At 60.0% G+C, this 15,320-nt stretch carries 16 protein-coding genes; 15 read left to right on the forward strand and 1 reads right to left on the reverse strand.

Annotated elements, in window-relative coordinates:
• The first annotated feature begins 7 nt into the window (after positions 1-7).
• Together CFII64_RS09570 and CFII64_RS09575 are read left to right on the forward strand one after the other, a co-directional pair.
• On the forward strand, positions 8-454 hold the full coding sequence (locus CFII64_RS09570) for a type II 3-dehydroquinate dehydratase (protein WP_020290584.1): 447 nt from the start codon (positions 8-10) through the stop codon (positions 452-454).
• Positions 451-1,383 carry a glyoxylate/hydroxypyruvate reductase A gene (locus tag CFII64_RS09575; protein WP_020290585.1) on the forward strand — a complete coding sequence of 311 codons (933 nt, stop codon included), beginning with the start codon at positions 451-453 and terminating at the stop codon, positions 1,381-1,383. Before CFII64_RS09570 ends, CFII64_RS09575 begins: the two co-directional genes overlap by 4 nt.
• 5 nt (positions 1,384-1,388) lie before the next feature.
• Here the strand turns inward: CFII64_RS09575 and CFII64_RS09580 are convergent, their stop codons facing one another.
• Positions 1,389-2,363 (reverse strand): LysR family transcriptional regulator, encoded by a 975-nt coding sequence (locus CFII64_RS09580; protein WP_020290586.1) that lies wholly within the window; start codon positions 2,361-2,363, stop codon positions 1,389-1,391.
• A 363-nt stretch (positions 2,364-2,726) separates the two neighbouring features.
• On the opposite strand from CFII64_RS09580, the gene CFII64_RS09585 reads away from it, so the two are divergent.
• The 13 genes from CFII64_RS09585 to CFII64_RS09645 all read left to right on the forward strand — a co-directional run bounded on the left by CFII64_RS09585 (position 2,727) and on the right by CFII64_RS09645 (position 15,246).
• The gene (locus tag CFII64_RS09585) at positions 2,727-3,755 is read left to right on the forward strand and encodes a polyamine ABC transporter substrate-binding protein (protein WP_020290587.1); all 1,029 of its coding nucleotides are present in this window, start codon (positions 2,727-2,729) and stop codon (positions 3,753-3,755) included.
• A gap of 105 nt (positions 3,756-3,860) precedes the next feature.
• Complete coding sequence (locus CFII64_RS09590; protein ID WP_020290588.1) at positions 3,861-4,715, forward strand: ABC transporter permease; 855 nt, start codon at positions 3,861-3,863, stop codon at positions 4,713-4,715.
• Between the two features lies 1 nt (position 4,716).
• A complete protein-coding gene (locus CFII64_RS09595; RefSeq protein WP_020290589.1) occupies positions 4,717-5,535 on the forward strand; it encodes an ABC transporter permease in 819 nt (272 codons plus the stop codon).
• A 63-nt stretch (positions 5,536-5,598) separates the two neighbouring features.
• The gene (locus CFII64_RS09600; RefSeq protein ID WP_020290590.1) at positions 5,599-6,273 is read left to right on the forward strand and encodes a DUF1028 domain-containing protein; all 675 of its coding nucleotides are present in this window, start codon (positions 5,599-5,601) and stop codon (positions 6,271-6,273) included.
• On the forward strand, positions 6,274-7,425 hold the full coding sequence (gene argE / locus CFII64_RS09605) for an acetylornithine deacetylase (RefSeq protein ID WP_020290591.1): 1,152 nt from the start codon (positions 6,274-6,276) through the stop codon (positions 7,423-7,425).
• A 209-nt stretch (positions 7,426-7,634) separates the two neighbouring features.
• A complete protein-coding gene (locus tag CFII64_RS09610) occupies positions 7,635-8,906 on the forward strand; it encodes an NAD(P)/FAD-dependent oxidoreductase (RefSeq protein WP_020290592.1) in 1,272 nt (423 codons plus the stop codon).
• A 199-nt stretch (positions 8,907-9,105) separates the two neighbouring features.
• A complete protein-coding gene (locus tag CFII64_RS09615; RefSeq protein ID WP_020290593.1) occupies positions 9,106-9,915 on the forward strand; it encodes a transporter substrate-binding domain-containing protein in 810 nt (269 codons plus the stop codon).
• A gap of 14 nt (positions 9,916-9,929) precedes the next feature.
• Complete coding sequence (locus CFII64_RS09620) at positions 9,930-10,652, forward strand: ABC transporter permease (RefSeq protein ID WP_020290594.1); 723 nt, start codon at positions 9,930-9,932, stop codon at positions 10,650-10,652.
• Between the two features lie 15 nt (positions 10,653-10,667).
• Positions 10,668-11,405, forward strand: coding sequence for an aspartate/glutamate racemase family protein (locus CFII64_RS09625; RefSeq protein WP_020290595.1), 738 nt, complete (start codon positions 10,668-10,670; stop codon positions 11,403-11,405).
• 29 nt (positions 11,406-11,434) lie between these two features.
• Complete coding sequence (locus tag CFII64_RS09630) at positions 11,435-12,130, forward strand: ABC transporter permease (protein WP_020290596.1); 696 nt, start codon at positions 11,435-11,437, stop codon at positions 12,128-12,130.
• Positions 12,127-12,909 (forward strand): amino acid ABC transporter ATP-binding protein, encoded by a 783-nt coding sequence (locus CFII64_RS09635; RefSeq protein WP_020290597.1) that lies wholly within the window; start codon positions 12,127-12,129, stop codon positions 12,907-12,909. The genes CFII64_RS09630 and CFII64_RS09635 overlap by 4 nt, the downstream gene beginning before the upstream one ends.
• Positions 12,910-13,057: 148 nt before the next feature.
• On the forward strand, positions 13,058-13,666 hold the full coding sequence (locus CFII64_RS09640) for a hypothetical protein (protein ID WP_020290598.1): 609 nt from the start codon (positions 13,058-13,060) through the stop codon (positions 13,664-13,666).
• Positions 13,663-15,246, forward strand: coding sequence for a rhodanese homology domain-containing protein (locus CFII64_RS09645; protein ID WP_020290599.1), 1,584 nt, complete (start codon positions 13,663-13,665; stop codon positions 15,244-15,246). Before CFII64_RS09640 ends, CFII64_RS09645 begins: the two co-directional genes overlap by 4 nt.
• Positions 15,247-15,320: the final 74 nt, after the last annotated feature.

The raw sequence follows: 15,320 nt of genomic DNA on the forward strand, positions 1-15,320 counted from the left end.
GTTTGCCATGTCCCGCACCGTGTTTTTCCTCAACGGCCCGAATGCCAACCTGTACGGTCTGGATAAAAACGGCACCTACGGCAGCGAAAGCTTTGCCAGCATAGAAGCCAGATGCCAGCGCCATGCAGCCGAACTGGGCCTGCGACTGGAGTTTCGCCAGAGCAATCACGAAGGCGTGCTGGTGGACTGGATTCAGGAAGCACGCCGCGACGCCGACGCCATCATCATCAATGCCGCCGGCTTGACCTACAGCTCGGTGCCTATCCTGGATGCGCTGCTGGCGTTCGACGGCCCGATTATCGAGGCACACATGAGCAATATCTGGAAGCGCGAAAACTTTCGTCATCACTCTTACGTATCCAAAGCCGCCACCGGGGTCATCGCGGGTCTGGGTGCGCTGGGCTATCGCCTGGCGTTGACGGCAGTGGTCGAGCTGCTGGAGACACAAGCGTGAGTACGACGTTGGTGTTTTACAGTGAATTCGACAGCTTTGAAGAGTGGCAGGCGCTGCTCGCCCCGCTGCTGCCCGGCGTGTGCATCTGCCGGGAGCATGACGTCGAAGATCCCGACAGCGTGCTCTACGCGTTGGCCTGGAAGCCGCCGCAAGGTTTCTTCGCTCGCTATCGTAATCTGCAACTGTTGGTGAACCTGGGGGCCGGCGTCGATTCGCTGGTGGGTCGTGACGATTTGCCGGCGATTCCCATCACCCGCCTTTCGGACCCGGACATGGGTCGCATGATGGCCAGCTACGTGCTGTTCGCCGTGCTGCGTTATGCCCGCGACATTCCTGCCTTTGAACGAGCCCAGCGCGAGCGGCGCTGGCATTATCTGCACCCGCGCCTGCCATCGAGCGTGCGCGTTGGCGTATTGGGGCTTGGCGAGTTGGGGTCTTATGCCGCGCTGGAACTGGTGCGCCAAGGCTTCGACGTGCGCGGCTGGTCCCGTTCGATCAAACAGCTGGAAGGCGTGACATGCGTGAGCGGTATGGACGCTCTGGACGACTTCATTGCCAGCAGCGATATCCTCGTGGTGATGCTGCCACTGACACCGCAGACCAACGGGCTGCTCAGCGCTGAACGCCTGGCGCTGTTACCCGACGGCAGCTGCTTCATCAACGTATCGCGTGGCGCCGTGGTCGACCAGCAGGCGCTGACTGTTGCTCTGGCCAGCGGGAAAATCGGCGAAGCGACGCTGGATGTCTTCGACCGCGAACCGCTCCCGCCACAGGATCCGCTGTGGGCGCTGGATAACGTGCTGATCACGCCGCATTTGGCATCGGTCGCCATCCCCGCGACTGCGGCTGCGCAGGTTGCCGATAATATTCAACGCCTGGCCCGAGGCGAGGCGATATTGCATCAGGTGGATCCGGCGCGCGGCTACTGACGCACTCAGCTAACGCCCTTGAGGACACGAACGGCATGCGGATCGAAGAAACTCGGTGCCGCCATGCCGGGGATGTATTGGTCGGAGACGAACATCCGGCAACGCTCGGCAAACGCGCTGACCAGACGCGACAGTTGCGCATTATTGGCGGTCGCGTAACCCAGGCGCATCGGCCGATGTTCGCCGGACAGTCGCACACGAATCAGGCGCTTGCCGTCCTGGGACAGATTGGCCTTGGGCCGCACATTGGCAATGCTGAAGCCGACACCGTTGGCGACCATCGCCCGCACCACCTCCAGGTTGCTCGACCGCATGACGATATTGGGCGTAACGCCCGCCTGCATGAACAGGCTCATGAAATATTCGCGGCTCCAGGGAATGTCCAGCAACACCATCGGATAGGTTTCCAGATCGTGCAAGGTCACCGCCTGAAGGTTCGCCAGCGGGTGATGCTCGCCGACCATCACGTAAGGCGGCAACTGCGCCAACGGCTGGAAGTCGATGTCGTCACTGGTCGCCAGGTCGTAGGTCAGGGCGATATCAATTTCAGAGCTGCGAAGTTTTTCCAGCAGTTGCTCGTGGTTGCCCTCGACCTGACTGATGCGCACCCCGGGAAACGCGCGGCCAAAGCCGAACACCAGCTCCGGCGTGATCATTGGCGCCAGCGACTCCAGACAACCCACCCGCAGCGGCCCACGCACCATGTTCAGGGATTCCGAAGCGATGGTGTAGAGGTTATTCATCTGCTCCAGAATCAGCTTCGCTTCTTTTAATACCTGGCGGCCAATGGTCGTCAGCGACACACCCTGGGCGTGGTGGCGGATGAACAACTGCACGCCCAGCTCCGACTCGATATGGGTGATCGCTGCCGAGATCGACGGCGAAGATACGTGAATACGTTCCGAAGCACCGAGCAGACTGCCGGCTTCGCCAGAGGCGACAAAGTACTCCAGCTGTCGTTGCGTAATTCGACTGAGCATAGATAGCTTTCCAGACAGAGGATCAGGCGACCCGCGCCTACGCGCTTGTGGTCAGACCTGTAGGACGATGCACGGACCATGCCGGGCGTACGCAGACCCTGCACAGCATGCGCCCATGATGGTCTTCGCCGGCCCCCGAGCAAATAAGCAATTGCCACAGCCATGCTTAGGCAAACCCTTCTCAATCGACTGCCTCGGGCTGCATCGGAAATTCCGACGCATAAGCATGGCAAAGGCTGTTTTACCGCAGCGTGTTCACCACTCCATCATGAATTCATCGCGCCTCCAGCTGCCGTGCACTGATGCGGGGCAGCCGGATGGCTGCAACCGATCACAATTCGAACCATCCATGAGGAATAGAAAATGCTGCGTAACGCCATTGCCTTGACCGTTTTGAGCGCCAGCCTGCTGGCCGCTGCGGGTGCCAATGCTGCTGACAAATTGATCGTCAGCACCTGGGGCGGAAGCTTCAAGGAACTCATCGACGAGGCCATCGGCCAGCAATTCACCAAAGAGACCGGCGTCGAGGTCGAGTACGTTACCGGCGGCACCATCGACCGCTTGAACAAGGCGAAGCTGGCCGGCACTGCCGAGACCGACCTGACCTTCACCACCTCCCACGTTGGCTGGCTGTACACCAATGACGGGCTGTTCGAAAACCTCGACATGAGCAAGCTGGCCAACGCCGCCAATCTGGTCCAGCAGGCCAGGCTCAGCCCGGCGCATGTCGGCGTCTGGGGTTACGTCTACACCATCGGCTATCGTCCGGACATGGTGCCCAAGGACGTGACGTTCGATAGCTGGAATGACCTCTGGAAACCCGAACTCAAAGGCATGCTCGCCCTGCCCGACTGGGACCCGAGCCACATCATCGCGGTCTCGGCCAAACTTTCCGGCAGCGACGCGCAGCATTGGGAGAAGGGCCAGGACAAGCTCAAGGCGCTGATCCCCAATATCAAGTCGTTCTACACCAACGATGCCAACAGCCAGCAGCTGATCGCTACCGGCGAAACCCCGGTGCAGGTCATGCTGTCGATGAACGCTTATCACATGATCGAAGAAGGCGTGAACATCAAGCTGGCGATCCCCAAGGAAGGCGCAGTGCTCGGCGTCGATGCCATGGGCATCAATAAAGGCAGCAAGCATTCGGACCTGGCCTACAAGTTCATGAACATTGCCTTGTCGGCGGATGTGCAGGCCAAGATCGCCAGGATCAACCACGGTAGCCCGGTGGTGACCAACGCCCACGTCGACCCTGAGATTGCCAAACTGCCGGGCATGCTCACCACTGCCGCGCAGTGGGACGCAACGCTGAACGTCGACCCGAAACTGCGGGCCGAAAAATCCGCCGACTGGCGCAAGTGGTTCTCGGAAAACATCATGGCGCACTAAGCGCATAACCGGGCGCGAGGCCTCTCGCGCCGCTTTCTGCTCAGTGCAGTAGTTCTGCGGCCATGTGTCGCGACCGCCTTACCGCCGATTTCTACGGGAATGCCCATGACTCGAAAACCTGCGTTTGTCCTGTGGTTTGTGCTGCCCTCGGCGCTCACGGCCCTGGGCCTGACGATTGCCATGCTGACCGTGCTGCAATACAGCGTGCGCGCCTTTATCCCCGGCTCGCTGGAAGTGGGCGGTTTCACCCTCGACAACTTCCAGGACCTGTTCAAAAGCCTCTACGCACAGGCGTTTCTCAACACCGTATCACTGAGTTTCAAGACCGCGCTGTTCGGCCTGCTGCTCAGCTACCCGCTGGCCTACGCGCTGGTGCGCACCCGCACCGGATGGCTGAAATCGACCATTCTCATCATCGCCATCACGCCACTGTTCCTCGGCGAGGTAGTGCGGACCTATTCCTGGATCATCGTGCTGGGCAGCAGCGGCTTTCTCAATAGCCTGCTGCTGGGCATGGGTATGATCGACAAGCCCCTGCAACTGATGTTTACCCAGACCGGCGTGGTGTTGGCGCTGGTCCATGTGACCATGCCGATCATGGTGTTGATGCTTGCCACCGGGCTTTCGCATATCGATCCTGCGTACGAAAAAGCCGCGACCAGCCTGGGCGCCGGGCCGATCCGTGCATTCCTCACCGTCACTTTGCCCCTGTCGCTGCCGGGCATCGTCGCCAGCCTGACCACGGCTTTCGCCTGGACATTCAGTGCATTCGCCACGCCGCAACTGATCGGTGGCGGCAAAGTCAGCACGATTGCCACGCTGGTTTATCAGCTGGGCTTTTCGTCACTGAACTTCCCTTTCGCCGCCGCCCTGAGCGTCGCCGGCCTGCTCTTGACCGTGTTGCTGCTGGCTGCGCTCAAGCGCATGACCCGTTCCCTGCAAAGCGCCGGAGGCCACTGATATGACCCGTTCCAATCGCGACAAATGGCTGGGCCACGCTGGCCGCTTGTTGATAGTTCTGATCCTGTCGTTCGTGCTGCTGCCGACCGTGGTGGTGATCATTTCCTCGTTCAGCAGTACCTCGGTGCTGTTCTTTCCGCCCAAGGGCTGGTCGTTGCGCTGGTTTGAGCGCGCATTGGACTACGACGATTTCCGCAAGGGTTTCTATGCCGGGCTGGTGGTCACCGCCTGGGCGTCGAGCCTGGCCGTGGTGATCGGTACCACCCTGGCGATTGCCATTCACCGCTACGAGTTTCGCTGCAAGGGGCTGATCGAAGCCGTGCTGCTGTCGCCGCTGTTCATCCCGCATTTCACCATCGGCCTGGGCTTGCTGATGCTGGTCTCGCAACTCAACCTGGGACGCGGTTATGCGCTGGTGATTTTCTGCCACGTCGTGTTGGTGCTGCCGTTTGTGCTGCGCAGCCTGTACGTGTCGCTGCACAACCTGGAACAACGGATCGAGCTGGCAGCCGCGAGTCTTGGGGCAACACCGTTGCAGGTGGTATGGACCATCACCGTGCCGCTGATGATTCCCGGACTGTTCGGCGGTTGGCTGTTTGCGGCGATCCTGTCGTTCAACGAATTCACCGCATCCCTTTTTGTGACCACGCAGGCAACCCAGACGTTGCCGGTGGCGATGTACAACTATGTCCGCGAGTTTGCCGATCCGACGCTGGCGGCGCTGTCAGTGATGTATATCGCGGTGACGGCGACCTTGCTGACACTGGCCAATCGCTTCCTGGGATTGGGACGCGTACTCAATGTTGAAGGGGCGCGCTGACGTGCGGTGCCACGCCCAACCAGAATCTGACGCCACCTCAGTCCGAAACAGGATCAAGACACCATGACATTTTCAATCATTGGCCGCTGCGCCAAAACCGGTCAACTGGGCATCGCCATCAGCTCATCGAGCATTGCCGTCGGCGCGCGTTGCCCATGGCTGCGCCCCGGAGTCGGCGCAGTCGCAACGCAGAATATCACCCTGCCCGCGCTGGGCGTCGATGTTCTCGATCAGTTGCAACAAGGGTTGGCACCTGAACAGGCGCTGGCTACCGCGCTGGGTGGCGACCGCTACAGCCAGTTCAGGCAACTGACGGTGATCGATCACCTGGGCAACACCGCACATTTCAGCGGCAGCCAGACCCTGGGCTGCCACAACGCGGTGGCCGGCGAACAATGCGTCGGCGCCGGGAACATGCTCGCCGACCGGAGCGTTATCGACGTTTTGGTGCGGGCGTTCGAAACCAGCGAAGGACAATTGGCCGACCGCCTGATCGCCGCCATGCAAGCGGCCCTGGCTGCCGGTGGCGAAGCAGGTCCGGTGCATTCGGCCGCCTTGAAAGTGGTTGGCGAACTGGTCTGGCCCATCGTCGACTTGCGAGTCGATTGGGCGGATCAAGATCCGGTCGGGCAATTGGCGCAGTTGTGGGCCGACTACAGCCCGCAGATGCAGGATTACATCACTCGCGCACTCGACCCTACCCAAGCGCCCAGCTACGGGGTGCCTGGAGATGAATGAATGAGCAGCAGCAGAGATCTCCTGGCGTCGCTGATTGCTTTCGACACCACCAGCCGCGAGTCCAATCTGCAACTGATCGAGTTCGTGCGCGATTACCTGGCGCAGCTGCACGTGCCCTGCGAGCTGATCTTCAATGCCGAGCGCAGCAAAGCCAATCTGTTCGCCACTGTAGGGCCGGATGATCGTCCCGGCATCGTGTTGTCCGGGCATACCGATGTAGTGCCGGTGGATGGCCAGCCGTGGACAGTTGCGCCGTTCCAGTTGAGTGAACAAGACGGCAAGCTTTACGGCCGTGGCACTGCGGACATGAAGGGCTACATTGCCTGCGTGCTGGCGGCGGTCCCCGGCCTGCTCGCCGAGCCGTTGCGCATGCCGGTGCACATTGCCTTGTCCTACGATGAGGAAGTCGGTTGCCTGGGCGTCCGCGCGCTACTTGCAGAGCTGGAACAACGGCCGCACAAGCCCTTGCTGTGCATCATCGGCGAACCTACCGAACTCAAGCCGGTACTGGGCCACAAAGGCAAACTGGCCATGCGCTGCGATGTGCAAGGTGCGGCCTGCCACTCGGCGTATGCGCCCAGCGGCGTGAATGCCGTCGAATACGCCGCGGACTTGATTGGCGAGCTGGGCCGCATCGGTTCGCAGCTGCGCGCTCCCGAACTGCAGGACCCTCGTTTCGATCCGCCATTCTCGACGGTGCAAACCGGTTTGATCAGTGGTGGCAAGGCCTTGAATATCGTTCCCGCCGATTGTCGTTTCGACTTCGAAATACGCACGCTCCCCAGCCAGAACCCCTACGACGTTGCGCAGCAACTGCAGCACTACGCGCAGCAGCAGGTGGTACCCAGAATGCACGCGGTCAACGCCGACACCAGCGTGCGTTTCTGCCAATTGTCTGCTTATCCGGGGCTCGCCACCGATGCCCACAGTGACGCAGCGCAGTTGATCGCCCGATTCTGCGGTTCCAGCGAATTCACCACCGTGGCTTTCGGCACCGAAGGCGGGTTGTTTGACGCCATTGGTATCCCGACGGTGGTCTGTGGTCCGGGCAGCATGGAGCAAGGTCATAAACCCGATGAGTTCGTCAGCGTCGAACAACTTCAAGCCTGCGATTGCATGCTTGAACGCCTCACTCTGGCGCTGCGCGAGTGACCTCGCAACCGCCGCGCATGAGCCTCGGGCGCGGGTTTGTTTTTACCTAACCTCTGCGTTCAAAAAGCCTGTTTTTCAAAAGACTGGGGCTTGAGCAGACTGGCGGCTGTCGATGAATGATATCCAGAGCTCCTGTGCTTCTTCGACGTGACGTTGATGTTCAGGCGTCGGTGATGCAGGTCAGGGTCGATTACCTTTAGGAAACTCAAATGTCAGTAGAAAAAATCAACACCCTGGTTGTCGGTGCTGGTCAGGCGGGCATCGCCATGAGTGAGCATCTCTCGCTCATGGGTGTGCCGCATATCGTTCTGGAGCGCAGCCGGGTCGCCGAGCGCTGGCGTTCGGAACGCTGGGATTCACTGGTCGCCAATGGACCGGCCTGGCACGATCGATTTCCCGGCCTGAAATTCGAGGGCATCTCCCCGGAAGCCTTCCCGCCCAAGGAGCGCATGGCAAGCTACTTCGAGGACTACGCGAAAATGCTCAAGGCCCCGGTGCGCACTGGCGTGGAGGTCAAGCAAGTGCAACGCCATGCAGGTCGGTCCGGCTTCAAGGTGACGACGTCTGCCGGCGTGATCGAGGCGGCCAACGTGATCGCCGCAACGGGTCCGTTCCAGAGCCCGATCTACCCGAAAATCATCCCTGAGTCGGCGCCCATCCAGCAGTTGCACTCCTCGGCGTACAAGAATCCGGGACAGCTGGCCGATGGCGCCGTACTGGTAGTGGGTGCCGGTGCATCGGGCTCCCAGATCGCTGAAGAATTACGCCGGGCAGGCAAAACCGTTTATCTCTCCGTGGGTGAGCATTACCGCCCGCCCCGTTCCTATCGCGGCCGTGATTACTGCTGGTGGCTGGGTGCCCTGGGTCTGTGGGATGAGGTCAAGATCAAGCCCAAGAAGCAACACGTCGCCTTCGCCGTCAGTGGTTATGAAGGTGGCAAGACGGTCGACTTCCGGCGCCTTGCCCATGCGGGCATCAATCTGGTGGGGTTGACCCAGTCATGGAATGACGGGGTGATCGTGTTCCAGGAAGGCCTGGCCGCCAACGTTGCCGAAGGTGACAAAGCCTATTTCGATGTGCTGCGTGACGCCGATGCCTACATCGAGGAAAACGGCTTGCCGTTTCCTGCCGAACCCGAGGCGTGGACGCTGCTGCCAGACCCGGAATGCCTGACGAACCCGATCCTCAGTCTCGACCTGGCCGAAGCTGGCATTACCACAGTGTTGTGGGCGACCGGTTTCACGTTTGATTTCAGCTGGCTGCAGGTGAACGCATTCGGTGAAAAAGGCGAGCCCTTCCACAAGCGCGGCATCTCTGCCGAAAGCGGCATCTACTTTCTCGGCCTGCCCAATCTGGTGAACCGCGCGTCCTCTTTCATCTACGGCGTCTGGCACGACGCGAAATACATCGCCGACCACATCGTCATGCAGAACGACTATATGGCTTACGAGAAACCTGGCACCCCTGTCACCTGTGACTGAGGCGATGCGCCTTGCAGCGGGCGGCGCCAGCCAGGTGGCTGGCAGTGCTAATCCCAACCATTTATTTAGTTAATCCCTGCTTCGCCAAGCCGTAACTAATGACCGTTTCAAACTCCGTATGCTCGATACGGCTAGCTGATCTGTTGCACGCAATTTGTCCCTAGATTGTTCTCAACCCTGGCAAGTCATGAGGTGCTCTTTGAACTATTCAGCTATTGGTCTCGCTCTATTCGCCAACCTGGTGTTTTCCACAGCAGCGATCTGTGCAGAGAAGCTTGTGTTTGGCAATGAGGGAAGTTACCCGCCCTTCAGCATCGTCGATGCATCCGGCAAGTTGACCGGCGTCGAGCCTGAGCTGGCACGCGAAATGTGCAAGCGCATGAAAGTCGACTGCGAGATCGTGGTCATGGACTTCAAAGCCCTGATCCCCGCCTTGTTGGCGAAGAAACTCGACGGCATTACCACGCAGATCAAACCTCTGCCGGAGCGCAAGGAAAAGGCGCTGTTTGGCATGCCCATCGTCTATAACCCGGACGCGTATGTTGTGCGTGCCAACAGCCATTTCGAGTTCACCAAAACCGGCCTGCAAGGCGTACGTTTCGGCACCCAGCGCGGCTCTGCCCAATCGCGTTACCTGACCGAGCATTTCGGCGATGCCATTGCACTGACCAACTACGATAACCCCGAGCAGATCCGTCTTGATCTGCTCGCCGGCAGGATCGATGCAACGCTGGGCCCGAAGATCAACTGGACTCTGGAACTGATCAGCAAGCCCGAGGGCAAGGACTTCAAACTCGATGGCGGCGAATTCTGGACCGGCGATCCATCGATTCCTGAAGCCGAGCGCGGCTCCAGCTGGATTGTGCGCAAGGACAGCGCCGATCTGGCCAAGCGCATGAATGAAGCGCTTGCCTCCATGCTTGCCGACTGCACGTTCACGCACATTCGAGAGCGCTTCATTCCGGTGGCAATCGTTCCGGCGGAAAGTGCCTGCATCAAGCCGGCGTAATCAGGGGAATCCTAATGCTGGGACTGCTGAGCTGGGGCGACACCGGGTACGGCGACGAGCTGTTCTTCGGCGCATTGGTGACGATCAAGGTCGCCGTGCTCGGCTATTTGCTGGCATTGAGCATCGGCACCGCCATCGCGTTGTTGACGCTTAACCCGCACGGCTGGCGCTGGCGCTTCTGGCGCGTCTACGCCTCCTTGTTCATGGGGGTTCCGGCGTTGCTGGTGGCGTTTTTGCTGTACTACGGCGGCAGCGAAATGATCGCCTCGTTGTTCGGCTTGATCGGCTTGCAAGTGCGTGCAGACGTGACACCCACCGCCGCCGGGGTCGCGGCGCTGGGTCTGGTCTACAGCGCTTATCTTGCGGAGCTTATCCGCAGCACCATCCGCTCGTTGCCCCAGGGTCAGTTCGAAGCCAGCGCCATGCTGTTGATCCCGCGCAGAAAAATGTGGGCGCATATCGTCTTTCCGCAATCCATACGCCTGGCATTGCCGGGCCTCAGCAACATGTGGATTGTCGTCCTTAAAGACACCGCGTTGATCTCGCTGGTCGGCATCAAAGAGGTCATCGCCCAAGCCAAGATGGCCGCTGGCAATACCAAAGAACCCTTTCTTTTTTACTGCGCGGTGTCCGTCTTCTTCCTGGCCTTCAGCTTGTTGACGGTCTGGTTGATCGGTCGCCTGGACAAGCGCAAACACAGTCAAAAGCCCAAACAGCTAGCAGATCAAACTACTTAACATGAGGCATTCCCGATGAAAGATTACACCGGTTGGCGCGCCAGGATCGGCCTGATTTATATGGCTTCCAGCACCGTCATGGAGCCTGAATTTCACGCAATGGCGCCCGAGGGCGTATCCATTCACACCACGCGCATCCCGTTCCTCAATGCGTCCAGCGACGGCATCCGTTCGATGATGAGCGAAGGTCCACTGGAAGACGCCGCGCGCCTGTTGGCGACTGCGCCGCTGACCGCCGCCGTTTTCGGCGGCACCAGCGCCAGCTTTCTGGAAGGCAAAGGGTTCAACGATGTGGTGGCCGACCGGATGCGCGCGGTCATGGGCGATATTCCGGTGACCACAGCGTCAAGCGCAGCATTGCTGGCGCTGCGCAGCTTTGGCGTGAAACGCATTTCCTTTGTCGGGCCGTACATTGAAGAAGTCACCCAGCGCGGCCAGGCTTTTTTTGCCGCCAATGGCTTCGATATTCTCGCGGCTGACGGCCTGGGCATTACCGGCGACATCGAGCTGGGGGAAATCCCGCTGGAGCGTGTCTACGATTTCGCGCGTCGTACTGTGCACCCCGAATCAGAAGCGGTATTCATCAGCTGCACCAACATGCGCAGCGTCGGCGCGATTGCGGCGCTTGAGCAGGATCTGGGTATCCCGGTCATCAGCGCTATCCAGGCTTCGTTCTGGCATACCTTGATGCTGTCGGGCGTGCATGCGCCCATCGAAGGTTTCGGTTCGCTGTTCGGGCAACGCCTTGACTGATTGCGGTTCACCAGCGGACAGGTAAACCTATGCATTACGACTTAGCGCTGGCATGGAACACCTTGCCACAATTGTTGAGGGGCGCCGCCATGAGCCTGGCGGTGCTGATGCCAGTGCTGATGGTGGGAATGCTGATCGCAATCCCGTTGGCATTGCGCCGTGCATCAACGCGGCGGCGCTGGATTGCCGCCGGTTATGTCGGTTTCTTCCGAGGCGTGCCCAGCCTGATTTTGCTGTATGCGATCTACAACGGCTTGCCGCAACTGTCAGCAATCCGCAACGGCCCGTTGTGGCCGTTGTTCTCCAATGCCTATTTCTGCGCGGTGGCAGGACTTTCCCTGACCCACTCGGCGTATCTCGCGGAAATCCTGCGGGGCGGTTTGCAGGCGGTGCCGCAAGGGGTGATCGAAGCGGCCTCTGCGTTGGGGATGCGCCCGCCCGTGATCTTCTGGAAAGTTCGTCTGCCGATTGCGGCCCGGCATGCACTGCGCGCTTATCAGAACGAAATCCTGATCATGGTCAAAAGCACGGCGGCCGTTGGTGCGATTACCCTCGTTGAACTCAACGCGGCGGCCAATGAAGTGTTCGAATTCACTTACGACCCATTCACGCCGCTGCTCACCGCTGCGGCGATTTACTGGACCATCATCAACATCATCCGTTTTGGCTTCGATGCCGCAGAACGTAACCTCAATGCTGGTCAGACGCGAGCACTTATCAAATGACCGTCATCAGCCCTGCGCTGCCCATTGCAAAAGCCACACAGTCGGCACCCACACCCATCATCACCTTGAGCGGGGTGGACAAGTTTTATGGCAATCATCAGGTTTTGCGTGGCATTGACCTGGTGATACACAAAGGCGAAACGGTGGTGATCTGCGGTCCGTCGGGCTCAGGCAAATCAACACTGATTCGCAGCATCGCCCACCTTGAACCCCACGATAACGGGCAAATCATCGTCGCCGGTATCAGCCTGACCCCGGAGCCACAAAGCATTCAGGACGTGCGTCGGGAACTGGGCATGGTCTTCCAGCAATTCAATTTGTTTCCCCACATGACCGTGCTGGAGAACTGCACTTACGCGCCAAAAGTCGCGTTGGGCATGACCGAGCGCACCGCCACAGCGACCGCCATGCGCTTGCTGGAACGCGTGCAGCTGAGTGAAAAAGCCCACAAATACCCAGACGAACTCTCCGGCGGGCAGCAACAGCGGGTAGCGATAGCGCGCGCCTTGTGCATGCAGCCGCGCATCATGCTGTTTGATGAGCCGACATCCGCGCTGGACCCGGAAATGGTCAACGAAGTGCTGCTGGTCATGGAGGATCTGGCTCGGGAAGGCATGACCATGCTATGCGTCACGCACGAACTGAATTTCGCCAGGCGGGTGGCCCACCGCTGCGTGTTTCTCGATCAGGGCACTATTAATGTCGATGCGCCAACCTCAGTGTTCTTTGGCAAGTCCCAAACGCCAAGGCTGGACGCATTTCTCAACAGCCGCCTGTGATCCGGCGCAGTGGCGAGCACCATTGATTCGTAGCACCCTACTCAACCGACCAACACTTTGGTTATATCCTAATCATAAAAAAATAGCATATTAAACACCTCCATTATGCTTATATTCATCCATGCCTTAACCAAGCGCTGGATTCGATATGACGCAGACCCGACACCCGGAAAGACTCAGAGCCTTTATTGGCGCACTGGCTGAATTGATCGACGGCAACCCTCGCGAAGGCGACTTGCTGCATCGTGGCGGCAAGCTGCTGTCCCAACTGGTCAGTTACGACGACTGGCTGCCCGATGAATATGCCGTTCCCGACCCGCAGCGCTATCAGCAGTTCCTGCTCCATGCCGACTCCCGGCAGCGGTTCTCGGTGGTCAGTTTTGTCTGGGGGCCGGGACAGAGCACGCCGATTCATGACCATCGGGTCTGGGGCTTGATTGGCATGTTGCGCGGAGCTGAGTTCTCCCAGGGATTCGCTCGCAGTGAAAATGGCCGGCTGGAGCAGGAAGGTCCGGCGATTCGTCTGGAACCGGGCCACGTCGAAGCCCTGTCGCCGCGCAGCAACGACATTCATCAAGTCAGCAACGCCTACAGCGATCAGGTATCGATCAGCATTCACGTCTACGGCGCCAACATTGGTGCGGTGCGCCGCGCGGTGTATCAGCCTGACGGTACTGAAAAATTGTTTATTTCCGGCTATTCCAACGCCTTTTTGCCCAACATCTGGGACCTGTCTAAAGAGAGCCAAGCACAATGACCCAGCCAACTACCCGATCCTTTGCCGATATCCGCCAGGCACTGCTGGATAAAAATGAACTGGCGCTGGTGGACGTACGCGAAGAAGCGCCGTTCGCCGAAGCCCATCCGTTGTTCGCGGCGAATATCCCGCTGTCGAAAATCGAACTGGAAGTGTTGTCCCGTATTCCCCGTCGTGACACCGCCGTGACGCTGTACGACAACGGCGAAGGCCTGGCGCAGATCGCCCTTGAGCGTTTGCAAAGCCTTGGCTACAGCGACGTGAAGTTGCTTGAAGGTGGTCTGCAAGGCTGGCGTGATGCGGGCGGCGAGCTGTTTATCGACGTCAATGTGCCGAGCAAGGCCTTTGGCGAACTGGTGGAGCATCATCGCAATACGCCGTCGCTGGCTGCTGAAGACGTGCTGCAACTGATCGAATCCAAGGCCGACGTGGTGGTCCTCGACGCACGCCGTTATGACGAATACCAGACCATGAGCATTCCCGGCGGGATCAGCGTGCCCGGTGCCGAACTGGTGCTGCGCGCCCGGGAGCTGGCGCCGGACCCGAATACCCGGATCATCGTCAATTGCGCCGGGCGCACCCGCAGCATTATCGGCACCCAGTCGCTGGTCAACGCCGGTCTGCCCAATCAGATCAACGCCCTGCGCAACGGCACCATAGGCTGGCTGCTGGCCGGGCAAACCCTGGATCACGGCCAGGCCCGACGCTTTGCCGCGGTCAGCGAAGAAACCCGCGAAATCGCCAGCGCCGATGCCCGCCGGGTCGCCGACAAGGCGCAGGTAAAACGCGCCAGCCGTGCCAACGTGCACAGCTGGCAAGCAGACGCTACGCGGACGACTTATCTGTTCGATGTGCGCACGCCGGAAGAATTCGCCAAAGGCCACTTGCCAGGCGCGCGCTCGACACCGGGCGGGCAACTGGTGCAGGAAACCGATCACTTCGCCAGCGTACGCGGCGCCCGGCTGGTACTGGTGGACGACGACGGCGTGCGCGCCAATATGTCGGCTTCATGGCTGGCACAGCTGGGTTGGGAAGTGTTCGTCGTCGATGACCTGCACACTGCCGATTTCAGCGAGCAAGGCGACTGGAACGCACCGATCCCGACGCCAGCTCAGGTCGAAGAAATCAGCCCGCAAACCCTGCTCGAATGGCAGGCGCATGGCGGCGTTGCGGTCCTGGATTTCACCGCCAGCGCCAACTACGTCAAGCAGCACATTCCCGGCGCGTGGTGGACACTGCGCGCGCAGCTCAAGGCGGCGCTGGAAAAAATCCCCGCCGCCGAGCGCTACGTCCTGACCTGCGGCAGCAGCAAGCTGGCGCGTCTGGCAGTGGCGGACGTCGAAGCCCTGACCGGCAAGCCGGTGTTCCTGCTCAAGGACGGCACGGCCAGCTGGATTGCCGCCGGGTTGCCGCTGGAAACCGGGGAAAGCCAGCTCGCCTCGCCGCGCATTGACCGCTATCGCCGACCTTATGAAGGCACCGACGCACCGCGCGCCGCCATGCAGGCGTATCTGGACTGGGAATACGGTCTGGTGGCGCAACTGGCCCGCGACGGCACCCACGGTTTCCACGTCATCTGATTCACCCTGTTAGCCAAGAACGCTGCACATCAACGGGACCGACCCCTCCAGGCGGAGGTCCCTGCTGCACTGTC

The sequence above is a fragment of the Pseudomonas sp. CFII64 genome (assembly GCF_000416235.1).
Lineage (GTDB): Bacteria > Pseudomonadota > Gammaproteobacteria > Pseudomonadales > Pseudomonadaceae > Aquipseudomonas.